Source organism: Streptomyces sp. AM25, from assembly GCF_058146165.1.
This window is the reverse complement of sequence record NZ_JBKIWN010000023.1, coordinates 25,741-48,098: the sequence shown is the minus strand read 5'-3', so window position 1 is coordinate 48,098 and position 22,358 is coordinate 25,741. Positions and strand designations below refer to the sequence as shown.

The following is a 22,358-nucleotide window of genomic DNA, read 5'->3' as shown; positions in this document are numbered from 1 at the left end:
TCCGTTCCTGAGAACGTCCCTGAGAACGTTCCTGAGCAAGGGGAGAACCGCGCATGTCCGCACCTGCACCCGTCGCCGTCACCGGCGCCGAGGGATTCATCGGCTCGCACCTGGTCGAGGCGCTCGTCGCACGCGGCCACCGGGTCCGCGCCATGGTGCAGTACAACTCCTTCTCGTCCTTCGGCTGGCTGGAGACTGTGCCCGAGGACGTCATGGACCACGTCGAGGTCGTCCTCGGCGACGTCCGCGACCCCGGCTCCGTCCAGTCGCTGGTGGCCGGGGCCGAGACCGTCTACCACCTGGCCGCGCTCATCGCGATCCCGTACTCGTACCGCGCCCCGCACAGCTACGTGGAGACGAACGTCACCGGCACCCTCAACGTCCTGGAAGCCGTTCGGCATTCGGGCGTCCCGCGTCTGGTGCACACCTCCACCAGCGAGACCTACGGCACCGCGCAGACCGTGCCCATCACCGAGGACCACCCCATCAACACCCAGTCCCCGTACGCCGCGTCCAAGGCGGGCGGCGACCGGCTGGCCGACAGCTACCACGCGAGCTTCGGGCTCCCCGTGGTCACCCTGCGCCCCTTCAACACCTTCGGGCCGCGCCAGTCCATGCGCGCCGTGATCCCCACGGTGATCGGGCAGGTGGCCGCCGGGCAGCGCACCATCACCCTCGGCGACCTGCGGCCCACCCGGGACTTCAGCTACGTCAAGGACACCGTCGCCGCCTTCCTCGCCGTCGGCACCGCGCCCGCCGCCGACGTCGTCGGCCGCACCTTCAACTCCGGTACGGGGGAGGAGATCTCGGTCGGCGACCTGGTGCGCCTGATCGGCAAGCTCATGGACGCCGACCTGGAGATCCGCACGGACAAGGAGCGCGTCCGTCCCGGCGCCTCCGAGGTGATGCGGCTGCTCGCCGACGCCTCCCGGCTGCGGGCCGCCACCGGCTGGGCCCCGGCCCACACCCTCGACGAGGGGCTCGCCGCCACCATCGCCTTCTTCCGCGACCCCGCTCACCTCGCCCGCTACAAGACCGGCATCTACAACGTCTGACGTTCCACCGCCCACCGCTCCCGCACCGGGAGCAGAGAGGAACGGCATCATGCACGCAGTCATCCTGGCCGGAGGCAAGGGCGTCCGGCTCCGCCCGTACACCACCGCACTGCCCAAGCCCCTGGTGCCCATCGGCGACCAGCACGCCATCCTCGAGATCGTGATGCGCCAGCTCGCCGGCGCCGGATTCACCAGCTGCACCCTGGCCATCGGGCACCTCGGCCACATCATCAGAGCCTACGTGGGCGACGGCTCCCAATGGGGCATAAGAGTCGACTACACCACCGAGGAAAGCCCGTTGGGCACCATGGGCCCGCTGCTGACCATGCGCGACCGGCTGCCTGAGCACTTCCTGGTGATGAACGGCGACGTGCTCACCGACCTCGACTTCGGCGACGTCCTCAAACAGCACATCGCCTCCGGGGCACCGCTGACCATCGCCACCTACGCCCGCCGCGTCAACATCGACTTCGGCGTGCTGACCACCGACTCCGGGCGCGTCGTGGGCTTCGCCGAGAAGCCCAGCATGGACTACCGCGTCTCCATGGGCGTCTACGGCGTCTCCCGCGAGGCCCTCGCCCGCTACACCCCCGGGCTGCCGCTCGGCTTCGACGAGCTCGTCCTCGACATGCTGCGGGACGACTGCCCGCCGCACGCCTACGAGTTCGACGGCTACTGGCTCGACATCGGACGTCCCGACGACTACGACCGGGCCAACGCCGAGTTCTCGCTCCGCCGTGACCTGCTGATCAAGGGAGCGTGAACGGCCGGCATGCGCATCCTCGTTCTCGGCGCCACCGGCTTCCTCGGCCGGCACGCCACCGGGCAGCTGCGCGCCCTCCCGGGCGCGCGGGTGCTCCGCGCGGGCCGGTCGCCCGACGCGGACGTCTTCTGCGACGTGGCCGCCGCCGATACGGGCCGGCTGGCGGCCGTCCTGCGCTCGGTGGCCCCCGACGCGGTCGTCAACTGCGCGGGAGCCGTGGGCGGCAGCGCGGTGGACCTCGCCGCTCTCAACGCGCTCGGCCCCGCCGTCCTGTGCGCGGCCCTGCACGAGGCCGCGCCTCGGGCCCGCCTGGTCCACCTGGGCTCGGCCGCCGAGTACGGACCCGCCGACGGGCAGCGTCCCGCCGCCGAGTCCGGCCCGGCCCGCCCGCTCGGCCTGTACGGCGCGAGCAAACTGGCCGGCACGCTCGCAGTGACCGGATCCGGCCTTGACGCCGTCGTGCTGCGGGTGTTCAACCCCGTGGGACCGGGCCAGCCTCTCGCCTCCCTGCCGGGCCGGCTGGCCGCCGAACTGCGCCGCTCGGGCGGCGACGGCCGGATCCGGACCGGGGACCTCTCCGCACACCGCGACTTCGTCGACGCACGGGACGTCGCGGCTGCCGTCGCCCGCGCCGTCACCGCGACCGGGCCGCTCCCTCCCGTCCTCAACATCGGCAGCGGCACGGCACGCCGCGTCCGCGACGTCGCCGAAGGCCTCGCCCGCGCGGCGGGCTTCCGGGGCACGATCGAGGAGGACGGCGACGGTTCCCCGCGCTCGGCCGCCGTCCCCTGGCAGCAGGCGGACGTCACCGCGGCAGCCCGCTGTCTGGACTGGACACCGCGGTACGCGTTGCCCGAGAGTCTTGCCGACGTGTGGGCCGGCACGGCAGCAGAGGAGAACGTCCGATGACGCAGACGCAGCAGGAGGAACAGCGGCTGCTCGTCCCGCTCTACGCCCACCCGGCCACCCACCCGGAGGCCTGGGCGCAACTGCAGGCGGCGGCCCCGCTGGTGTACGGGGTCGTGCTCAACGCCGCGGACGGCCCCGGCCACCGCCCCGACCCGGCCTTCACCGAGGCCGCCGGGCGGCTGCGCCGCGCCGGGGTGCGGCTGCTGGGCTACACCGACACCGGGTACGGCCGCCGCCGGCCGCGCGCCGTGGCCGCGGACATCCGCCGGCACCGCAGGTGGTACGACGTGGACGGCGTCTTCCTCGACCAAGTCCCCTCCGGGGCCGCGGTGTTGCCGCACTACCGGCGGCTGGTCCTGATCGCCAGGACGATGGGCGCGCGGACCGTCGCGCTCAACCCGGGGACCCATCCGGACCCCGGCTACGCGCGGCTCGCCGACGTCTTGGTCACCTTCGAGGGCAGCTGGGAGGAGTACCGGCGGGCCGGGGTGCCGCCGTGGACGGCGGACCATCCGCCGGGCCGGTTCTGCCACCTCGTCTACGCCGTCCCGGAGGGCTGCGCGGAGCAGGTGGCCCGCACGGCGGAGCGGCGCGGGGCCGGGGTGCACTGCGCGGTGCCGGGCGACGGGGCCAACCCCTGGCAGAGCGCGCCCTTGACGACGGGGGCGGTGCGATGAAGGGGATACGGGCGGGGGCGGCCGTGGCAGGTGTGCTGCTGTTGCTGGCTGTCGGGGGCTGCGCGTCCTCGTCCTCCGACGATGAGGGAGACGGTCCGGACGAGCAGGCGACGGCACCTGCACCTGCACCTTCTGCTCCCGCCTCCGGGGAACGCTGGCAGCCGAAGCCGGGGACGCGCTGGCAGTGGCAGCTGGACGGCAAGGTCGACACGTCGGTGGACGTCCCCGTCTACGACATCGACGGATTCGAGAACTCGGCCGCGACGGTCTCGGTGCTGCATGCGCGCGGCCGGAAGGTGATCTGCTACTTCAACGCCGGCGCGTGGGAGGACTTCCGGCCGGACAGGAACACCTTTCCCAAGGGCGTCCTCGGCGCGAACAACAAGGGCTGGAAGGGCGAGAAGTGGGTGGACATCCGCCGCCTCGACGTCCTGAAGCCGATCATGGCGGCCCGGATCGACATGTGCCGGAAGAAGGGCTTCGACGCCGTGGAGCCGGACCTGACGGAGGGCTTCCGCAACTCGACGGGCTTCAAGCTGACTGCCGACGACCAGTTGGCGTTCAACCGGATGCTGGCGAAGCTCGCGCACGACCGGGGGATGTCCGTGGGGCTGAAGAACGACCTGGAGCAGATCCCGCAGCTGTTGGGTGACTTCGACTTCGCGGTGAACGAGCAGTGCGCGCAGTACGAGGAGTGCGAGCGCCTGACACCCTTTGTGAAGGCGAACAAAGCGGTCTTTCACGTCGAATACGACCTGAAACCGGGGGAGTTCTGCAGCCAAACGACGCGGCTCGGGCTGAGCTCGATGCAGAAGCGGCTGGGTCTGGATGCGTGGCGCAAGCCGTGCTGATGGGGTGCCAGATGCGGGCGTGGTTGCAGTTACAGGGCGGAAGTGAAGAAGTTCACAGAAGCCCCATTCGGCTCTGAATTCGAGCGCGGGGTGGTGCAGGATCGTCCCTCGAACATGAGACCCCGTCACCGAGGCGGGCCACCCGGGCGGACGCCGAGTCCTGCCACCGCACCGGGTGCGGAACCGATTCGACGGACCGGCAGGAGCGGGAGACCCGAGCACGACGGACCACGATGGCGGTGGTCCTTGGGGTGAAGCCACGACCGTGGCCGGGCACCTTCGTCCAGCCCGAACCCGACAGGTCATCTTTCGCAGGCGGCTGACGAAGGGCTTCGGCATGTCTGCAATGCCTTCTGCACTGCCGCGAATACCTGCGCGCATTCCCGTACTTGCCGCCGCCGCGGTGGCGGCAACGGTCCTGCTGCCGGGCATGGTCCCCGGCACCCAGGCCGCCACCCCCGGCGAACAGGCCCTCAGGGTCGCGGCCGCCAAGCAGGGATCGCCCTACCAGTACGGCGCGACCGGCCCGAACCGCTTCGACTGCTCGGGCCTGACGCTCTACTCGTTCAAGCGGATCGGCAAGCGCCTGCCGCGCACCGCGGCCGACCAGTACAACGCGACCCGCCACCTCTCCGCGGGCTCCCGCCAGGCCGGTGACCTGGTGTTCTTCCACTCCGGCAGCAACGTGTACCACGTGGGCATCTACGCCGGGAACAACAAGATCTGGCACGCCCCCAAGCCGGGCACGCGCGTGCGCCTGGAGAAGATCTGGACCGGCAGCGTCTGGTACGGCCGGGTCAGGTGACGGCGCCGTCCAGGTAGACCCACCGCCCGTCCTCACGGACGAACCGGCTCACCTCGTGCAGGACGTCCTGGTGCCCGCGCTCGCTGCAGCGGGCCCGGAACTCGACGGTGCCCTCCTGGTGGAACGGGCTGCCGTCCGTCGTCGCCAGGACGTCCAGCCCGGTCCAGCGCATCTCGGGGTCGAGATCGAGGTGCGCGGGCCGGGTGCTGGAGTGCCAGCTGCGCAGCAGATACGCGGTGTCGCGGACGACGAAGGCGGCGTAGCGCGAGCGCATCAGGCGTTCGGCCGTGGGCGCGGTCTTCTGCCCGCTGTGGAAGGCGCCGCAGCAGTTCTGGTACGTGTCGCCGAGCCCGCAGGGGCAGGGCGAGGCGGGGCCGACGGCCGGCCGGGGACGTGCGCTGGATCTGGACACGTCTTGATTGTGCCGGATGGGAACCCGTTCGGCCGCACGGTGGTCATCGGCTTGCCGGTTTGACATACGCGCAGGTCAGGTTTACTGCGGGGCCCGTCCGGGCGCGGGGCCGGGGCCGTCCGCCGGTTGCGGCCCGGAGGCCCTCCACCAAGGGTGACGGCATGCGCCTGAACCCGTTTCCCTCCACTGCCGCGGCCGCCGTGTGCGGCACGCTCGCCTTGCTGATCGCCGGTCCCGCGCTCGCGTCGGACGCACCGCCCGCCACGCCGGGGCCCGCTGCGGCGGAGTCGCTGGACACGGTGGGCAACCTCGGCGAGACGCTGCTGCTCGCATCCCGGATCGGCACGGAAGCCCGCTCGAAGACCCCGGACACGGCGGCGTTGCAGGAACTGCAGCGGCGGCTGCGGTCGACGTCGGGCCGGCTGCAGAGATCGGTGAAGGCGGCGGACCGCGCGGCGGAGGTGCCGGCACAGCTGAAGAAGCTGGACGACGACGTGACGGCGCTGCTGAGGGCGACGGGGTCGGAGGACACGGCCGGGGTCACGACGGGGGTGACGGCAGTGGTCACCGATGAACGGGCGCTGCTGGGGTCGGTGCCGAAGCTGTTGCCGGCGGCGGCGTGAGGGTCGCCGACTTGATCGGCGACCCCCACGACGTCTCGCGCCCTGTTCAGAACAGGGTGTGCTCCAGGTGGTAGTAGCCCACCTCCGGGGACTTCGGGTCGACGAGCTTGATCTGCGCGTTCGGCGTGGGCGCAGCCAGCGCGAGGTCCTTCGGAGAACGGATGACGAAGCCCTGCGGCCCGGCCACGAGCGTCCACGGCTCCGGCGTGCCCTCCTTGGCCCAGAGGACATCCGTGCCGTCGGCCGTGAGGAAGAGATCGGGCTCGATCTCGAGGTTGATGTTGTACTGCCCGGGCAGCGTCTCGCTGACCCGCTCGATGGTCCAGTGCTGGAGCATCGGCGGGATCAGCATGTTCCGCGCGATGACCGGGAAGCCGTGCTCGCTGGGGTACTGGCCGCGCGTCACGTAGAGGTGCTTGCTCTCAAGTTTGTAGATGCCGGAGGCCACTTGGATCTCGCTCATGGTGCTCGAATCCTCTCTTCCACCGGGATTGGCGGTCCGGGATGGGTAGTCGGTGCTGCCGGTGCGCGTCCCACTGTCCCGGCGCACCCCGGCACTGCACAGATTCGATTAACGTCACGCCGGATGTGGCCCGTTGATGCGGCCACTGTGCCCTTGAGCACGGCGAGGGTGTGAGGCACCTCACGCCCAGGGGTGGTGGGTTGAAGCTCCCCTGGCGAGAACGCGCGGGTACACGGCGTGTCGAGCGGCTGGGGGTGCCGTCTTTACACATCGCCCGGGAATGGCTACGGTGAGCGTGCACGCTCCACTCCTCGCCGCCCACTTCGCGGACGCCCCGCCCGGCCACGTGCTGCCCGGAGACGACCACGCCGGCACCGCGGCCCTCGCGGGCCGGAGCGTCGAGGACAACGCCCTCTACGCGCGCTTCTGCAGCACGTTCGACGAGCGCATCGAGCGCTATCTCGCCCTCACGCCGGAACAGCGGCTCGGGGGAGTGGCCGAGCCGCGCCGCGTCCTCGGTGGGCCGCCTGCCTCCCCGGTGATCGCCGCAATCCTCACCTGACCGCCTGACCTGCATGGTTGACATATCAACCATGCAATTCGTAGCGTCATGGTTGACACGTCAACCCAACGGAAGGTGACACCCGTGAACCGCAAGCACCGCCGCATCGCCCTCGGTCTCGGGGCGACCGCCGCCCTGTCCACCGCGCTGCTGGCGCTCACCCCGGTCATGGCCCAGGCGGACGCCCCGGCGCGCGCAGGCCACACCGCCGCGGTCCGGACCGCCGAGCCGGACTTCGCCGGCGAGACCCTGCGGATCTCCTACGACAACGGCTACAAGTTCGAGCTGCGCTTCGAGGGCGCGGACACCGCCCACTGGAAGGTGCTCGCCGGCCAGGACCCGGCCGAGGGCACGGTGAAGGTCGAGCACCGCGAGGAGTCTCCGGGTGTCTACCGGCTCAAGTGGACCGAGGCCGACGGCACGACCGTCGAGCAGGTGCAGGACTGGAACGAGCGCACGGTGACAGCCGTCATCGAGTTCGAGCAGGACGGCGCCAAGCAGCGCCTCGACCTCAAGGGCACCTTCCGCGTCGCGTGCTGAAGGGGGCGTACGCCCCCGCGTCCCGGTCCGGCCCGGTCCCCTCGCTAAGGTTGGCCGACGTGGACGAACCGAACTGGCTGGACCGGGACGAGGCCCGCGCCTGGCGCGGCTATGTCGCGATGAGCGAAATGCTGGAGGCGCGGCTGAGCCAGGACCTGCGCAAGGCGGGCCTGTCGAGCGCCGACTACACCGTGCTGGTCCTGCTCTCCGAGGCCTCCGGCCGGCGGCTGGGCCTGAGCGAGCTCGGCAGCGAGGCCCAGTGGTCCAAGAGCCGGGTCTCCCACCAGATCCGCCGCATGCAGGAGCGCCGCCTGGTGGTACGGGCGGACGACGAGGACGACCCCCGCCGCGCCCACGCCGTCCTCACCGACGAGGGGGCGGCGGCGCTGCGGGCCGCGGCCCCCGTGCACGTACGCGGCGTCCGCCGCTATCTGCTGGACCACCTCACGCCGCAGCAGCAGGCCAACCTGGTCGACATCGCCCTCAGCGTTCTGCCGCACCTGAGCCCGGCACCGCTGCCCCCGGAACTGCGGGCCGACGACTGACGGCCGAAGGCCGTACAACAGCCCGGCTGTGCAACGGGTTTGCGTCTGGGGCCGGTGTGGGCAGGCGTTGCCGTATGACTTTCACTCTTGGCCGAGGCAGAGCGCAGACGGCTGCGCTTGCGTTATTGGCCGCAGCAGCGCTCCTGGTCGGTACGGCAGCGACCACCCCGGCGACGGCAGCGGTCCCGAAGAAGAAAGGGCCGACCTCGGTCGCCTATGTCGAGGTGAACAGCAACAGCATGCTCAATGTCGGCAAGTACACGCTGGCCAAGGGCGGCGGCAACGTCTTCGACGTCGCGGTCGTCTTCGCCGCGAACATCAACTACGACACCACCAAGAAGTCGGCATACCTGTACTTCAACGAGAACGTCCAGCGCGTCCTCGACAACGCGGCGACGCAGATCCGGCCCCTGCAGGCCAAGGGCATCAAGGTCATGCTGTCGGTGCTCGGCAACCACCAAGGCGCCGGCTTCGCCAACTTCCCGTCCAAGGACGCGGCTTCGGAATTCGCCAAGCAACTGTCCGACGCTGTCGGCAAGTACGGCCTGGACGGCATCGACTTCGACGACGAGTACGCCGAGTACGGGAACAACGGGACGGGCCAGCCCAACGACAGCTCTTTCGTCCACCTGGTCTCTGCACTGCGTGACTACCTGCCCCACAAGCTCATCTCCCTGTACGACATCGGCCCGTCGGCGGAGAGGCTGTCCTACGGCGGCGTGGACGTCTCGTCGAAGTTCGACTACGCCTGGAACCCGTGGTACGGGCAGTGGTCGGTTCCGGGCATCTCGCTGCCCAAGTCGAAACTGTCACCGGCAGCCGTCGAGGTCGGCGCCACGCCCACGAGCACGGCGGCCGACTTCGCCAAGCGAACCGTGAGTGAACGCTATGGCGTGTATCTGACCTACAACTTGGACGGTTCCGACCGGCACGAGTACGTTTCCAGCTTCACCAGGGAGCTGTACGGCAGCGACGCCGTGTACACCCCTTGACGGCAAATGTCGGATCAGGGTTTCCGCTGCCGGAAGTTCCATCTCCGCAACGACCAGCCCGAGCACGGCGACGATGCCTGCCTGGACATGGACCGGCTGGCTGCCGGCACCGGCGTGTACATCGTCAACACCACCCAGTGCGGCGGCGGTGACTCCGACTCCCAGCACTGGTCCTTCGCGCCCTTCGACACCTCCACCGGACCTGACGAAACGGGGGACTGACACCTGCGGGACAGGCTCGGGCACATCCCCGTCGAGCAGCCGCTGCCGGAACTTCCTCGATAGGATCAACACTTGGGAGTGAACCCTGACATCACGGTGGCCCGGGATGGGAAGTGAACCGAACATGGGATCCCTTACGCAACCTCAGTTCCACATGCCCTTCCAGTCCCGCCTCAACCCCCACGTCGGCGAGGCCCGCGCCCATGCCAAGGAATGGGCCCGGCAGATGGGCATGTTCGACGACGAGTACTTGGAGTGGCCGCAGAGGTGGAGCGAGGAGAAGTTCGATCAGGCCGACTTCCCGTTGTTCATCGCCTTGACCCATCCGGACGCCGACGCGGACGAGTTGGACCTGGTCACTGCTTGGCATGTAGCTCTGTGGTTCGTCGACGACCTGTTCCTGCCGCTCTACCGGCGTGACCACGACCAGGAGTCGGCTGCAGCCCAGGTGGACCGGCTGATGCTGTTCCTGCCGTTGGACGGACTGCCGCGGCCGCTGAGTCCGGGCAATCCTGTGGAACGGGCCTTCGCCGGTCTGTGGACCGGTACGGCCGCCACCATGAGCCCGGTCTGGCGCGACCGCTTCATCCGCAGCGTGCGGCGCTTCCTGGACGGGGTGTTGTGGGAGCTCGAGCATGTCGACCACGCCGTGACCGACTTGATCGAGTACCTGGGCGCCCGACGCGACTTCGGCGGTCTGCAGTTCACCGCCGTGCTCATGGAGCACGCGATGGGCGAGCTCCGGCAGAAGGTGCTGAGCAGCAGGGAGTTCCGCACCGCCGTGGACGCGTTCGTGGACGCCATCAGCCTGCACAACGACATCGTGTCCTACGACCGGGAGGTCGATGAGGGCACAGTGGGCAACAACGGCGTCGAGGTTGCCCGCAAGGCCCTCGGGCTGAATCGGCCTGATGCTACTGGCATCGTCAATGCTCTGCTGACCGCCAGGGTCGACACTCTGGCCGAGGCCCCGACGGCCGTACCGCCCGATGCGGTACGGTTCGTCGAGTCGCTGCAAGAGGCGCTGGCAGGTTCGTATCTGTGGCATGAACTAACGGGCCGCTTCGGCCAGGACACGGCCGGAACCTTCGGGAAACCCAGCGGGCTGGGCACATCCGCGGCGTATGTCTTTGAGGGGCGTTCCGCGGTTCTGCAGGGCTGACCAGATCAGAGGGGCATTTGTCCTCGCCCCTTGCCGCGCAGACCTCGCTGCCCCGACAGCAGCCTTGTTGCACAGGTGCAATCTTGCCCGAAGCATGATTGCACCTGTGCTGCCCGGCGTCACATGCGCTTCCAGCTCTGGTCGTCACCGCCGGTGCAGTCCTGTGCGTACACCGACGAGCCGTCGGTGCCCACGCACTTGCCAGTGGCGGCGTTCAGCAGCTGGTACGGGTTGGTGCCGTCGAGTATCCATCTCTGGTTGCCGCTGCCGCAGGCCTGCGGGAACACCGAAGAGCCGTGGGTGCCGAGGCACTTGTCGGTGGCGACGTTGCGCAGCTGGACCGGGCCGGTGCCCGTGGCCACCCAGCGTTGGTTGTAGCCGGTGGCGTTGCAGTCCTGCGGGTACACCGAATTGCCGTCGGTCTCCAGACACTTGCCGGTGGCGGTGTTCTGGTACTGGAGCATTGCAGGGAGGGGCGGGGTGCCGGCGCCGGCGGACGGTGCGAACGCGGTGAGGGCGGCAGTGGCGGCCAGGGCGCCGGTCGCCAGCAGGTAGCGGTGTTTCATCTGTGCCTCCTGGGCAGAAGCGTTACGACGGGAACGGCGCTCACAGCGTGGCGACCGAACGCTTCGCTCAGTAGTGCCGAATCGGACACTGTCACCCCGCAGTTGACTCGGCTACCGTCACCTCCGTGCGCTTACGCCTCCTCGCTGCCGCCGCCCTCGCCGGAGCTCTTCTCCTCACCGCCTGTGGCGGGGGAGGCGGGGGCCCCGCCCCCGACAACAAACGGGCCGACGGCGCTCAGCCCCTCTACCACCCCACCGGCCGCACCAGCGCCCAGAACCCCGCCTTCTCCCCGGACGGCAAGTCCGTCCTCTTCACCCTCTTCCACGACGGGTACAACGAGGGCGCCGCCGCCCTCCGCACCATCCCGCTCGACGGCGGTTCCGCGCACCCCCGGACGCTCCTCTCCGAACCCGACAAGGCCGCCGTGAACCTGCCCGGCTCCAGCTGGCACCCGCGTGCCGGTGTCGCCTTCGCCTCCGACCGCAGCGGTCAGGACGAGGTCTGGATCATGGAGCCCGGCGGCAAGCCGACCCGGGTGACCCGGCACGGCGGCGACACCGGGTACTTGGAGCCCAGCTTCTCGCCCGACGGGCAGTGGATCGTCTTCCAGGAGAGCATCGAGAACGAACACCCCGACGGCTCCGAGCTCGGCTCGCTGTGGAAGGTGCGCCGCGACGGCAGCGGTGCCACCCGGCTGATCGACGGGCCCGGGACCCGTACGGACAACCGGCAGCCCAACTGGTCGCCCGCCGGTGACCGGCTGGTCTTCCAGCGCCGCGAGGCGGGCAGCGAGGACTGGGCGCTGTACGTCGTGAACGCGGACGGGAGCGGGCTGCGCAAGCTCACCACGACGCCCGGGGAGCACACCGACCCCAGCTGGTCGCCGGACGGGCGGTCCGTGGTGTTCTCCTCCACCGCCGACGGGCTCGACCTGCCGCAGATCTTCGTCATCCCGGCGGCGGGCGGTGGCCGGCCCGTGCGCGTCAGCAGGAGCAGCAACACCTATGACGGCGCGCCGAGTTGGTCGCCCGACGGACGTTGGATCGCCTTCGAGTCGCATCCGGGGGGCGAGGACAAGCCGTCCTCGCTGTGGCGCGTCCCCGCCCCGCCGGGGCGCTAGACGAAAAAGGGCAAGGAGAACATCTTCTCCTCGCCACTCTCAACATATAGCGCACCAGGGGCCTTGCCGCAAGGCCCCCATCCTCCCGCACAATCATCGGCCTGGGCCGGAACTCCGGCCGGGATCTGTGGAAATGGGAGAGTCGCGAAGTGCGTGTGCTGTTGTCGACGTATGGGTCGCATGGGGACGTCGAACCGCTGGTGGGGCTCGCAGTGGAGTTGCAGGCACTCGGCGCCGAGGCGCGGGTGTGCGCGCCCCCGGACGACGTCTTCGTGGAGCTGCCGGCCCGTGTCGGTATGCCGCCCGTCCCGGTCGGCCGGCCGATGCGGTCGATGGTGCGGCCGTCGTTCGCGGCGGAAGCGCGGCGGCGTGTGGCCGCGAAGCTGCTCCCCGACACGATCGGCCAGGCCCGGGGAAGGGCGTCCGTGCCCGCGTGAGCCACGCGCGCGCCCGCAACACCCTGGCGACCCGAACCGGCAAAGGAGCTGATCCCGTGAACCCCCGGACCCCCGAGACCACCAGCGCTTTCGACCTTCCCGACCGCCTCTCCGCCAAGGCCGACCCGGCGCTGATCGCCGACGACGAGCAGCACTTCGCGGCCATCGCGGAGTGCCTGGAGCAGTCGGTCGCCGAGCTGTCCGACCGCCTCGACGCCGAGCGCAGGGCGCCCGGCGGCATCGGACAGCAGGCGATGGAGCGGGACCTGGAGATCCACCGGCTGTCCGCCCGCCTGCGCACACTGCGCCGCTTCGGCCTGGACCTGTGCCTCGGGCGCATGGTCGGCGCGGACGGCCCCGAGCCCGTGTACGTCGGACGGCTCGGCCTCAAGGACGGTGCGGGCCGCCGGCTGCTCGTCGACTGGCGCTCCCCGGCGGCCGAGCCGTTCTTCGGAGCCACCCACGCCGATCCGATGGGCCTGGCGAGCCGCCGCAGGTATCGCTGGACCCGCGGCCGGATCGGCGACTACTGGGACGAGGTGTTCACCCCGGACGGCTTCGCCGGGCATGCCGCGCTCGACGACCAGTCCGCCTTCATCGCCAGCCTGGGCAGCAACCGGTCGGAACGGATGCGCGACGTGCTCGGCACCATCCAGGCCGACCAGGACGCCATCATCCGCGCGGGATCCCGCGGCGCGCTCGTCGTCGACGGCGGTCCGGGCACGGGCAAGACCGTCGTCGCCCTGCACCGCGCCGCCTATCTCCTCTACTCCGACCCGCGCCTCGGTCACCGCCGGGGCGGCGTGCTGTTCGTCGGCCCGCACCGGCCCTACCTGAACTACGTCGCCGACGTCCTCCCCAGCCTCGGCGAGGAGGGCGTGCAGACCTGCACCCTGCGGGACCTCGTCCCCGAGGGGGCCACGGCAGCCGTCGAGACGGACCCGGACGCGGCCCGGCTGAAGTCCTCCGCGGACATGGTGAAGGCGATCGAGACGGCCGTCCGGTTCTACGAGGAGCCGCCCGCCGAGGGGATGACGGTCACCACCGACTGGTCCGACATCCGGCTGAGCGCCGACGACTGGGCCGAGGCCTTCGACGCGGCAGGACACGGCACTCCGCACAACGAGGCGCGGGACCGGATATGGGAGGAGCTGGTCGCGATCCTGCTGGACAAGCTCGACGGCGACGTCGCGCCCGACGTGTTCCGCCAGTCCCTGCTGCGCGACGAGGAACTGGTCGGCACCCTCGACCGCGCGTGGCCGCTGCTCGACGCGGCCGACCTCGTCGGAGACCTGTGGTCGGTACCCGCCTACCTGCGCATGTGCGCACCCTGGCTCGGCCGCGACGAGGTCCGGACGCTGCAGCGCGCGGACGCGCAGGCCTGGACGGTGTCCGACCTGCCGCTCCTGGACGCGGCCCGGCAGCGGCTCGGCGACCCGGAGGCGTCGCGCCGCAAACGCCGGCACGACGCCGCTGTCGCCACCGAACGCGAGCGCATGACCAGGGTCGTGAGCGAGCTGATCGAGGTGGCGGACGACGAGTACGGGACGGGCCTGGTGACGATGCTGCGCGGCGAGGACTTCCAGGACGCCCTGGTCGACCGGACCGCACTGTCCGTCGGCGAACCGGACCTGCTCGCCGGCCCGTTCGCGCACATCGTCATCGACGAGGCCCAGGAACTGACCGACGCGGAATGGCAGATGCTGCTGCTCCGGTGCCCGTCCCGGAGCTTCACCATCGTCGGGGACCGTGCCCAGGCCAGGCACGGGTTCACGGAGCCGTGGCAGGAACGGCTCGAACGGGTCGGGCTCGACCGGGTCGGCATGGCCTCTCTGAGCATCAACTACCGGACGCCGGAAGAGGTCATGGCGGAGGCCGAGCCGGTCATCCGGGCCGTGCTCCCGGACGCCAACGTGCCGGCCTCCATCCGCAGCAGCAGCGTTCCCGTACTGCACGGATCTGCTGCGGATCTGGGCTCGATCCTCGACACCTGGCTTGCTGCGCACGCCGACGGGATCGCCTGTGTCATCGGCGATCCCGTGTTCCGGGCGACGTCCCGCGTCCGGTCACTGACCCCGGAGCTGTCGAAGGGGCTCGAGTTCGACCTGGTCGTCCTCGTCGACCCGGAGGCGTTCGGTACGGGAATCGAAGGAGCGGTCGACCGCTATGTGGCGATGACCCGGGCGACGCAGCAACTCGTCATCCTCACAAGCCAGCCGCTCCGCCGGGGCGCGGTACTCAGCCCGTCGTCACCGTCAGCAGCGAATACTGCGCCACCGTCAGCGTGACCGACACCGAGTCGCCCGTCACCTGCCACGGCACCGGCTGCGGAGTCGGCGAACTTGCGTCCGCCGAGCTGACGATGGCCGCCAGCACCCGCTTGCCCGCCGGGACCGGCAGTCCGACCGTGCACGTCGCCGGAACCGTACGGAATGCCGCCGGACTGTCGCCGAAGCAGGTGAAGTTGACCAGTTGGACGATCGTGTCGTCACCGAGGCGGCTCAGCTCCAGGTGGATGCGGTCGTCGCCCGTCAGCGTCACGGCGGCGGGCGCGGCCGCGCGCACCGGGGTGAGCAGCCGGTCCGCGACCGCCCGGTCCGTCTTGCCCAGGTAGCTGCGGCCGAGCAGGTCCTTGACGTACCAGCACGTGCCCGAGCCGAAGCTGTTCTGTTTGCTGTCCGGCAGGGGGTCCTTCTTCCCGAAGCCGAGCACGTCGGCCAGCGCGTACTCCCCGCGCACCGTGCCCAGTTCGTCGAGGCCGGTGGGCACCGGGCCGGTGATCACGACGGTGCCGCCGCCCGCAACGAAGCCGCGCAGCACCCCGGCCTCGGCGTCCGAGACGGCCTGCAGGTTCGGCAGCATCAGCACGCGGTACCCGGCGAGGTCGTCGGCGGTGAGGCCGGGGCTGGGCACGGTGCGGAACGGGATGTGCGCGAACACCAGCGACTTGACCGTGCCGCGGAACTCGCTCAGCCACTCCTGCTGCAGGCAGCTCTCCTGCCGGGTGCCGGTGGCCCACCAGTCCTTGACCCCGGCGGGCGTCTTGGTGTTGACGTACATGCCGGTGCCCTCGGCGTGGCTGACGAAGTCGCGCGAGGCCGAGGAGTGGTAGACGCCGACCACGGCCGACGAGGCGGCGCTGAAGAGCTTCTCCTGGTTGGCGGCGACGAACGCGTACATCCGGGTGCGCATCGCCTTGTCGGTGGTGTCGTTCTTGAACGGGCTCTTGACCTCGTACGGGTTGCAGCCCGCGGCCAGCAGCTCGGCCATCACCAGGGAGGCGTCGTCGGCCTTCCAGCCGTAGGAGAACGCCCAGGCCGGCTTGGTGCCGCTGGCGGCCCGCGCGTACTTGTACATCGAGATCAGGCACGCCCAGTCGGACGCGGTGGCGTGGCGCATCCCGTCGTAGTTGCCGAGGATGTCCACCTCCCACACGTGGCTGACGCCCTCCGCCTTGCGCAGGTAGGCGCCGTCGAGGCCGACGAGGGTGGCGTACTGGTAGTCCATGCTCACCGTCTCGACGAAGGTGAGCACATCGGGGTTGACCGCGCGCCCGGCGGCCGCGATGTCGAGCTGCCACTGCAGCAGGTTGCGGTGCCGCCACTCGACGAAGCGGCGGAACGGCAGGCTGCCGAAGTCGGCCTTCTTCGGTATGTCCAGGCCGGTGTCCGCCTTGAATGCGGACGCCGCCCACGGGGAGGCGTCGCACCAGGTGAGCGCGCCGTCGAAGTAGATGGGGACGTCCGGCCAGATCGCGTCGACGCCGGTGGCGGCCAGCGCCTTGATGCGGCCCAGGTAGAAGTCGCGCCAGGGGGAGTTGGGGCTGACCCAGCAGCTCTCGTCGCCCGGGTCCACCCAGACCACCAGGCTGCCGTAGAAGACGTTGGGCTTGCCGTCGGGGGAGAGCTGCACCCAGGACTTGCCCTGGTCGGTCTTGTAGAAGGACGGTCCGTCCTCGCCGCCGGTGCTGATCACTTCGAGCGACGGGTAGTACATGACCACCCGGATGCCGGCGGTGTGCGCGAGCTGCACGAAGCTCTTCACCTTGCCCATGTGGGTGGCGAAGGCGTCGTCGGTGATCCAGTTCGACAGGATGGTGTCGAGCTCGATCACGCTGGCGTTCTGTGCCTTGAGGGTGTTGATCACGGGCTGCATGTCGTGGACGGGGTCGGCGTCCTCGTCGAACGTCCCGTCGGCCAGCCGGGCGAATCTGCTCCAGTCCGGGAAGGCCCCCGCCCGTACCGCCGGGCCCGCCCAGGCGGCCTGGTCCAGCGGCAGCGAGACCGGTGCCGGGCCGTGCAGGCCCGGTATCGCCCGGGCCGCCCACGCGGCTCCGCCCACCCCCAGCCCCGCCCGTAACAGCCCTCTCCGGCTCAGTCTTCGGTTCACGTCCATGACGTCCCCTCCCAGAAGCTGTGAGGCAGTGATTCTGCAAGGGAATCTGCCGGGAGCACAGACTTCCGGCAAGACCGCCCTCACACCGCCGCCGACTTGCCGGAAATATTCCCTTCCATAGGCTTTTGTCGTGGTGCGACACATACCGAGTGCGGCAGGCCCGCTGGACTGGTCGCTGGTGACCGGATGGATACCGGCCGCCCTGCTCGTCCTCGGCTGCTGCTCCCTGGCCGCCCTCCTCTTCTCCCGGCAGCGCCGCTGGCTCACCCGCTGGGCCCCGGCCGCCGTCCTGCTCGCCGCACTGATCACCTGGCTGCTGCGCACGGCGGTCGACGACTGGATCCAGCCCTTCCCCGACCCCCTGCCGACCCCGGTCGTCCTCTGGGCCGGCCTCGCCGTCCTCGGCCTCTGCCTGGCCGCCTTCCGGATCCCCCGGCTGCGCCCCCGCTTCTGGCTCCCCGCCGCCCTCGCCGGTCTCCTCGTCGTCCTGCTCGGCGCCTCCGGCATCAACCGGTACTTCGACCAGTACCCCACCGCGCGCAGCGCCCTGAACTCCTGGCTGCTGAAGACCACCCGGCTCAGCGAGGCAGGCGGCACCACCGAGGCCCTGAAGGTGCCGCCCGGCAAGACGATCGCCGACGTCTGGCGGCCGCCGGAGGGCATGCCCGAGGACGGGACGATCTCCAAGTCCCCCATCCCCGGCACCGCATCCGGCTTCAAGGCCCGCGACGCCTACATCTACCTCCCGCCCGCCTACCGCAGCAGCCCGCGCCCCCTCCTCCCCGTGATCGTCCTCATGGCGGGCCAGCCGGGCGGGCCCGAGGACTGGATCAACTCCGGCCGGCTCGCCGAGCTGATGAACACCTTCGAGTCCGCCCACCGCGGACTCGCCCCCGTGGTCGTCGTCGTGGACCCGCTGGGCTCGCAGTTCGCCAACACCCTGTGCCTGGACTCCCGGTTGGGCGACGTCCAGACCTACCTCGCCCGGGACGTGCCCGACTGGATCCGCTCCCACCTCCAGGTGGCCGCACCCCGCACCTCCTGGATCGTCTCCGGCATCTCCTTCGGCGGCACCTGCTCCATCCAGCTCGGCGTCAACGCCCCCCAGGTCTACGGCGTCGTCAACGACATCTCCGGCCAGGACGAACCCACCCTCGGCAACCGGCAGAAGACGATCGACAAGGCCTTCGGCGGGGACACCGCCGCCTTCCAGCGGGTCAACCCTCTCGACGTCATGGCCCGGCAGCGGTTCCCCGACACCAAGGCCGCCTTCGTCGCCGGCACCGACGACCACACCTACCGGCCCCAGCAGCAGAAGATGTACGACGCCGCCGTCCGGGCCGGCATGCAGGCCGAGTTCGTCCTCCTCCCCGGCGGCCACAGCTGGGCGGTCTGGCGGCCCGGCCTGGAGAAGCAACTCCCGTGGCTGGCACGGCAGACGGGACTCCTGCCATGAGCGCCGTGAACGCCGCCGCCCCCGCGCCGCCGCCCCCGGGGCCCACCGTCGGCGACAGCACCCACCCCTGGCGCGCCACCCTCGACCGGCTGCTCGCGCCCGTCCGCCACGCCCCCTTCACGCTCGCCTTCCTCGCCGTGCTGTGGATCGTCGGAGCCGTCACCGGAAGCCTCGGCACCGGCCCCAGCCGGCACCGCATGGAGCGGATCGGCGTCGGCGTGCCCTCGCTCGCCGAAGGGCGCTGGTGGACCCCGGTCAGCTCGCTCCTGTGGTGCCCCGGCCTCGGCGGCTACATCGGTGCGACGATCGTCGTGCTGCTGGCCGTCACCCCCTCCGAACGGCGGCTCGGCGTCGCCCGCACCGCGGGCGCCCTGCTCGGCGGGCAGATCCTGGGCACCCTGCTCGGCGTCGGCATCGTCAAGACCGGCTCCCTCGCGGGGGAGTGGTGGCTCGACAGCCTCACCGACGACCTCTCGGTCTCCCCGACCGTCGGCGCCCTCGCCACGGGCGCGGTCCTCAGCTACCGCCTCACCGCGCTCTGGCGCCGCCGGATGCGGCTCGGCATCGCCGCGTTCGCACTGGTGATGGCCCTCTACGTGGGACACCTCCAGGGCGTGCTGCGGCTGTGCGGGGCCTTCGTCGGCATGCTGGCCGGCGCCGCGCTCCACCACCGCACCTGGCCCGTCCGGCTGCGCCACTCCTCCCACACCGAGGCCCGGGTGCTGGTCGCCCTCGTCGTCGCCGCCTCCGCGATCGGCCCCATGGTGGCCATCCTCTACAAGGACGCCTACGGGCCCTTCAACTCCTTCGAGGCCCTCTACGTCTCCGTCCGGCCCACCGCACAGGAGATCGCCGACGCCTGCGCCGCCTCCGCCCAGGACTGCCACTCCGTCCACGCCGTACGGGACTTCTACGACTCGCCGGCCGTCGTCATGTCCGCCCTCGTCCCCCTCGTGCTGCTCGTCCTCGCCGAAGGGCTGCGCCGCGGCCTGCGGCTCGCGTGGGGGCTGGCCGTGCTCGTCAACCTGTTCTGGATGGCTCTGTTCGCCTACTGGCTGCACGACTTCCTCAGCCATCCGACGGCCTGGGGCGCGGCACCCTCCGAACAGGCCGGTTTCGTCCAGGCGTTCGCCGAGCAGATGCTGCTGCCCTTCCTGGTCCTGGTGCTGCTCGTCATCACCCGGGCCCGCTTCGACCTGCGGCTGCCGCACTCGGCCATGCGCGGCCTGGCTGCCGTCGTCGGGGGCGCGTTCCTGGTGGCCTGCGCCGCGTACGTGGGCATCGGCTGGGCCGTGCGCGACCAGTACGACCCGCCCGCCACGCCCGGACTGCTCTTCGGCGGGCTGGTCTCGGAGTTCCTGCCGCCCGCCTTCCTGGACGCCTTCACCGACTCACCGGTGCCGGTCGGCGGCACCGCGCAGGCCCTCTTCCGCTACTGCGGGCTGTTCTTCTGGCTGATCACGCTCGCCGCGCTGCTCGTCACCTTCCGCCGCCCGCGGCTGCACACCGATGCCGACGCCGCCGTGCGCGCCCGCGAACTCCTCGCCGCCCACGGCGGATCGAACCTCTCCTTCATCACCACCTGGGACGGCAACCACTACTGGTTCGACGCCCCCGGCCGGGCCGCCGTCGCCTACCGCGTCATCTCCACGGTGGCCCTCACCACCGGCGACCCCTTCGGCGCCCCGGACGCCCGCGCGGCCGCCGTCGCCGGCTTCTCCCGGTACTGCGACGAACGCGGCTGGACGCCCTGCTTCTACAGCGTCGGCCCGGACACCCGCGCGGCGGCGGAGGCGCTGGGCTGGCGCTCGGTCCAGGTAGCCGAGGACACCGTGGTGCCGCTGCCCGACCTCGCCTTCACCGGGAAGAAGTGGCAGGACGTGCGCACCGCCCTCAACAAGGCCAAGAAGGAGGGCATCACGGCCGAGTGGTGGACCTTCCACGACGCCCCCGTCGCCCTCACCGACCAGGTGCGGTCGATCTCCGAGGAGTGGGTCGCGGACAAGGGCCTGCCCGAGATGGGCTTCACCCTCGGCGGCCTCGACGAACTCGACGACCCGGCCGTGCGCTGCCTGCTGGCCGTCGACGCCGACCGCACCGTGCACGGCATCACCAGCTGGATGCCGGTGTACGAGCACGGCGAACCGGTGGGCTGGACCCTGGACTTCATGCGCCGCCGGGCGAGCGGATTCCGCGGCTCGATGGAATTCCTCATCGCCTCCGCCGCGTTGGGGTTCCAGGAGGAGGGTGCGCGATTCCTCAGCCTCTCCGGCGCCCCGTTGGCGAGGAAGGCGACGGAGGAGCCTCCGGCCGCCCTCCAGCGCGTCCTGGACTTCGCGGGAAAGGTGCTGGAACCGGTCTACGGATTCCGCTCGCTGCTCAATTTCAAGGCGAAGTTCCAGCCGCGCTACCGGCCGATGTACATGGCCTATCCGGACCCCGCCGCACTGGCGGTGATCACGCGCGCGATTGCGAAGGCGTATCTGCCGCACATGACCGCGGCGCAGGGAGTGCGGCTGATGCGGCAGTTCTCGTCATGACGGAGAGGTCGGGTTCCCCGAACCGGTCCCGCAGGGCGTGGAAGGCGTCCGCCTTGTCCTGCCCGAAGCGCTGCACCTGCTCCGCGTACTCCGCGGCCGACAGGAACCGCGGGGGCGTGCTCTTGGTGTGGAACTTGTCCGCGTACATCACCAGTTGCTCCTCCGGCGTCTCGGCCGTGTAGTCGGCCACCGGGAGCGGCAGCTGCTGCCTGCGGATGTCGTCCTCGGTGAGGCCGACGCCGGTGTGGCAGGAGCAGAAGCGGCACAGGCGCTCCGGGAGGCCCTCGGCGCGGAGGATCTCGTGGCCGAGGACGCCGTGACGGATGTAGGAGCGGTGGTCGATCCGTCCGGTGCGGTCGTCGTAGAGCCGGTAGACGCCGATGTCGTGGAGGAGAGCGCCGGCACGGACGAGGTCGGCGTCGAGGCGGTCGCCGGCGGCGGGCAGGAGGTGCGCGGCGATGGCCGCGACGATCTCGCAGTGGCCGTGGACGAGATCGAAGGCTTCGAGCGTCGGCGCGTACTTCTCGTGGAGTGCGCGGGCCTGGTCGGGGGTGGGGAGAGCCATCGGAGCAGCGTACGTGGTCCGCTGCGGGTCGTTTGTGGCTGATCGCGCAGTTCCCCGCGCCCCTTTGGGGCGCTGGTCGTAGGCTCAGGCGTCACGAAGTGCGGCGAAAGGGGCGAGGGACGGTGGCGGAGATCGCGACGGCGGAGCAGGCGGCGAACGACGGGCTGGTGCTGGCGTTCGGGCGGCTGCAGGGAGCCGCGAACCGCTTGGAGTACATCCTGGGGCGGGCGATCGAGGAGGAGTGCGGCATCAGCCACCTGATGTTCGAGGTACTGCTGATCCTCGGCCGGGCGGGGGACGCGGGGCTGCCGATGCGGGCCATCGCGCAGGAGCGCGTGCTGACCACGGGCGGGGTGACCCGGCTGGTGGACCGCATGGAGGCGGCCGGGCTGGTGGCCCGGGACGCGGACCCCGACGACCGCCGGGGGCGGCTGGTGCGGCTGACGCCCGCGGGCGAGGAGACGGTCGTACGCGCGGCCCGGCTGCACGTGGAGAACATCCGCCGCCACTTCGTGGACCCGCTGCCCGCCGAGCACCGGGAGCGGTTCGCGGAGGACCTGAAGATCCTGAGCCATGCGGCACGGGATGCGCTGCCGCGACTGCGCTGAGTGACATGGGACGACGAGGGAATGCCTGACGCGTCAGATACTGTTGAGGGTGTCGACAGCGACACGCATGACACCCCTGGAGAACGTCC

24 protein-coding genes and 1 riboswitch are annotated in these 22,358 nt (G+C 70.7%); of the genes, 19 read left to right on the top strand and 5 right to left on the bottom strand.

The genetic code is table 11. The features are described 5' to 3' along the window. Positions 1-53: 53 nt before the first annotated feature. The 6 genes from ACLHRZ_RS27900 to ACLHRZ_RS27875 all read left to right on the top strand — a co-directional run bounded on the left by ACLHRZ_RS27900 (position 54) and on the right by ACLHRZ_RS27875 (position 5,060). A complete protein-coding gene (locus ACLHRZ_RS27900) occupies positions 54-1,055 on the top strand; it encodes an SDR family NAD(P)-dependent oxidoreductase (protein WP_490421307.1) in 1,002 nt (333 codons plus the stop codon). Positions 1,056-1,104: 49 nt separating this feature from the next. After that, complete coding sequence (locus ACLHRZ_RS27895; RefSeq protein ID WP_490421306.1) at positions 1,105-1,818, top strand: nucleotidyltransferase family protein; 714 nt, start codon at positions 1,105-1,107, stop codon at positions 1,816-1,818. Between the two features lie 9 nt (positions 1,819-1,827). After that, the gene (locus ACLHRZ_RS27890) at positions 1,828-2,727 is read left to right on the top strand and encodes an NAD-dependent epimerase/dehydratase family protein (RefSeq protein ID WP_490421305.1); all 900 of its coding nucleotides are present in this window, start codon (positions 1,828-1,830) and stop codon (positions 2,725-2,727) included. Then, complete coding sequence (locus ACLHRZ_RS27885; protein WP_490421304.1) at positions 2,724-3,404, top strand: spherulation-specific family 4 protein; 681 nt, start codon at positions 2,724-2,726, stop codon at positions 3,402-3,404. The genes ACLHRZ_RS27890 and ACLHRZ_RS27885 overlap by 4 nt, the downstream gene beginning before the upstream one ends. Then, on the top strand, positions 3,401-4,255 hold the full coding sequence (locus ACLHRZ_RS27880; protein WP_490421303.1) for an endo alpha-1,4 polygalactosaminidase: 855 nt from the start codon (positions 3,401-3,403) through the stop codon (positions 4,253-4,255). Before ACLHRZ_RS27885 ends, ACLHRZ_RS27880 begins: the two co-directional genes overlap by 4 nt. Positions 4,256-4,434: 179 nt before the next feature. Beyond that, positions 4,435-4,588: riboswitch (cyclic di-AMP (ydaO/yuaA leader) on the top strand. 4 nt (positions 4,589-4,592) lie between these two features. Continuing rightward, entirely contained in the window at positions 4,593-5,060 is a 468-nt protein-coding gene (locus ACLHRZ_RS27875) for a C40 family peptidase (RefSeq protein WP_490421302.1), read from the top strand. On the opposite strand, the gene ACLHRZ_RS27870 is transcribed toward ACLHRZ_RS27875, so the two are convergent. Then, a complete protein-coding gene (locus ACLHRZ_RS27870; protein ID WP_490421301.1) occupies positions 5,053-5,472 on the bottom strand; it encodes a YchJ family protein in 420 nt (139 codons plus the stop codon). The two genes, ACLHRZ_RS27875 and ACLHRZ_RS27870, sit on opposite strands and share 8 nt — an antisense overlap. Before the next feature lie 161 nt (positions 5,473-5,633). On the opposite strand from ACLHRZ_RS27870, the gene ACLHRZ_RS27865 reads away from it, so the two are divergent. Then, a complete protein-coding gene (locus ACLHRZ_RS27865; RefSeq protein WP_490421300.1) occupies positions 5,634-6,095 on the top strand; it encodes a hypothetical protein in 462 nt (153 codons plus the stop codon). Between the two features lie 46 nt (positions 6,096-6,141). On the opposite strand, the gene ACLHRZ_RS27860 is transcribed toward ACLHRZ_RS27865, so the two are convergent. Further along, positions 6,142-6,558 carry a hypothetical protein gene (locus ACLHRZ_RS27860; protein ID WP_490421299.1) on the bottom strand — a complete coding sequence of 139 codons (417 nt, stop codon included), beginning with the start codon at positions 6,556-6,558 and terminating at the stop codon, positions 6,142-6,144. Positions 6,559-6,853: 295 nt separating this feature from the next. Between ACLHRZ_RS27860 and ACLHRZ_RS27855 the strand changes: the two genes are divergently transcribed. The 6 genes from ACLHRZ_RS27855 to ACLHRZ_RS27830 all read left to right on the top strand — a co-directional run bounded on the left by ACLHRZ_RS27855 (position 6,854) and on the right by ACLHRZ_RS27830 (position 10,581). Further along, complete coding sequence (locus ACLHRZ_RS27855) at positions 6,854-7,120, top strand: hypothetical protein (protein WP_490421298.1); 267 nt, start codon at positions 6,854-6,856, stop codon at positions 7,118-7,120. Positions 7,121-7,204: 84 nt separating this feature from the next. Further along, positions 7,205-7,660 (top strand): phenolic acid decarboxylase, encoded by a 456-nt coding sequence (locus ACLHRZ_RS27850; protein ID WP_490421297.1) that lies wholly within the window; start codon positions 7,205-7,207, stop codon positions 7,658-7,660. 59 nt (positions 7,661-7,719) lie between these two features. Beyond that, positions 7,720-8,205 carry a MarR family winged helix-turn-helix transcriptional regulator gene (locus ACLHRZ_RS27845; RefSeq protein WP_490421296.1) on the top strand — a complete coding sequence of 162 codons (486 nt, stop codon included), beginning with the start codon at positions 7,720-7,722 and terminating at the stop codon, positions 8,203-8,205. Between the two features lie 74 nt (positions 8,206-8,279). Continuing rightward, the gene (locus ACLHRZ_RS27840; RefSeq protein WP_490421295.1) at positions 8,280-9,197 is read left to right on the top strand and encodes an endo-beta-N-acetylglucosaminidase H; all 918 of its coding nucleotides are present in this window, start codon (positions 8,280-8,282) and stop codon (positions 9,195-9,197) included. A 6-nt stretch (positions 9,198-9,203) separates the two neighbouring features. Continuing rightward, entirely contained in the window at positions 9,204-9,419 is a 216-nt protein-coding gene (locus ACLHRZ_RS27835; RefSeq protein ID WP_490421294.1) for a hypothetical protein, read from the top strand. Between the two features lie 154 nt (positions 9,420-9,573). Beyond that, positions 9,574-10,581: a terpene synthase family protein gene (locus tag ACLHRZ_RS27830; RefSeq protein WP_490421293.1), complete on the top strand. Its 1,008-nt coding sequence runs from the start codon at positions 9,574-9,576 to the stop codon at positions 10,579-10,581. A 119-nt stretch (positions 10,582-10,700) separates the two neighbouring features. Here ACLHRZ_RS27830 and ACLHRZ_RS27825 read toward each other — a convergent pair whose 3' ends face one another. Next, positions 10,701-11,147 carry an RICIN domain-containing protein gene (locus ACLHRZ_RS27825; RefSeq protein ID WP_490421292.1) on the bottom strand — a complete coding sequence of 149 codons (447 nt, stop codon included), beginning with the start codon at positions 11,145-11,147 and terminating at the stop codon, positions 10,701-10,703. A gap of 125 nt (positions 11,148-11,272) precedes the next feature. Here ACLHRZ_RS27825 and ACLHRZ_RS27820 point away from each other — a divergent pair, with 125 nt between their 5' ends. The 3 genes from ACLHRZ_RS27820 (at position 11,273) to helR (ending at position 14,993) form a co-directional block, all read left to right on the top strand. Further along, positions 11,273-12,268, top strand: coding sequence for a TolB family protein (locus ACLHRZ_RS27820; protein WP_490421291.1), 996 nt, complete (start codon positions 11,273-11,275; stop codon positions 12,266-12,268). 149 nt (positions 12,269-12,417) lie between these two features. Beyond that, positions 12,418-12,705 (top strand): hypothetical protein, encoded by a 288-nt coding sequence (locus tag ACLHRZ_RS27815; protein ID WP_490421290.1) that lies wholly within the window; start codon positions 12,418-12,420, stop codon positions 12,703-12,705. Between the two features lie 56 nt (positions 12,706-12,761). Next, positions 12,762-14,993: an RNA polymerase recycling motor ATPase HelR gene (helR, locus tag ACLHRZ_RS27810; protein WP_490421289.1), complete on the top strand. Its 2,232-nt coding sequence runs from the start codon at positions 12,762-12,764 to the stop codon at positions 14,991-14,993. Here helR and ACLHRZ_RS27805 read toward each other — a convergent pair. Continuing rightward, positions 14,944-17,100 carry a hypothetical protein gene (locus ACLHRZ_RS27805; RefSeq protein ID WP_490421288.1) on the bottom strand — a complete coding sequence of 719 codons (2,157 nt, stop codon included), beginning with the start codon at positions 17,098-17,100 and terminating at the stop codon, positions 14,944-14,946. The genes helR and ACLHRZ_RS27805 overlap by 50 nt on opposite strands. 130 nt (positions 17,101-17,230) lie before the next feature. On the opposite strand from ACLHRZ_RS27805, the gene ACLHRZ_RS27800 reads away from it, so the two are divergent. Together ACLHRZ_RS27800 and ACLHRZ_RS27795 are read left to right on the top strand one after the other, a co-directional pair. After that, the gene (locus ACLHRZ_RS27800; protein ID WP_490421287.1) at positions 17,231-18,556 is read left to right on the top strand and encodes an alpha/beta hydrolase; all 1,326 of its coding nucleotides are present in this window, start codon (positions 17,231-17,233) and stop codon (positions 18,554-18,556) included. Further along, complete coding sequence (locus ACLHRZ_RS27795; protein WP_490421286.1) at positions 18,553-21,096, top strand: phosphatidylglycerol lysyltransferase domain-containing protein; 2,544 nt, start codon at positions 18,553-18,555, stop codon at positions 21,094-21,096. The genes ACLHRZ_RS27800 and ACLHRZ_RS27795 overlap by 4 nt, the downstream gene beginning before the upstream one ends. Here ACLHRZ_RS27795 and ACLHRZ_RS27790 read toward each other — a convergent pair. Continuing rightward, positions 21,014-21,661, bottom strand: a complete 648-nt coding sequence (locus ACLHRZ_RS27790; protein ID WP_490421285.1) for an HD domain-containing protein — start codon at positions 21,659-21,661, stop codon at positions 21,014-21,016. The two genes, ACLHRZ_RS27795 and ACLHRZ_RS27790, sit on opposite strands and share 83 nt — an antisense overlap. Before the next feature lie 122 nt (positions 21,662-21,783). Here ACLHRZ_RS27790 and ACLHRZ_RS27785 point away from each other — a divergent pair, with 122 nt between their 5' ends. Beyond that, complete coding sequence (locus ACLHRZ_RS27785; RefSeq protein ID WP_171079426.1) at positions 21,784-22,269, top strand: MarR family winged helix-turn-helix transcriptional regulator; 486 nt, start codon at positions 21,784-21,786, stop codon at positions 22,267-22,269. Positions 22,270-22,358: the final 89 nt, after the last annotated feature.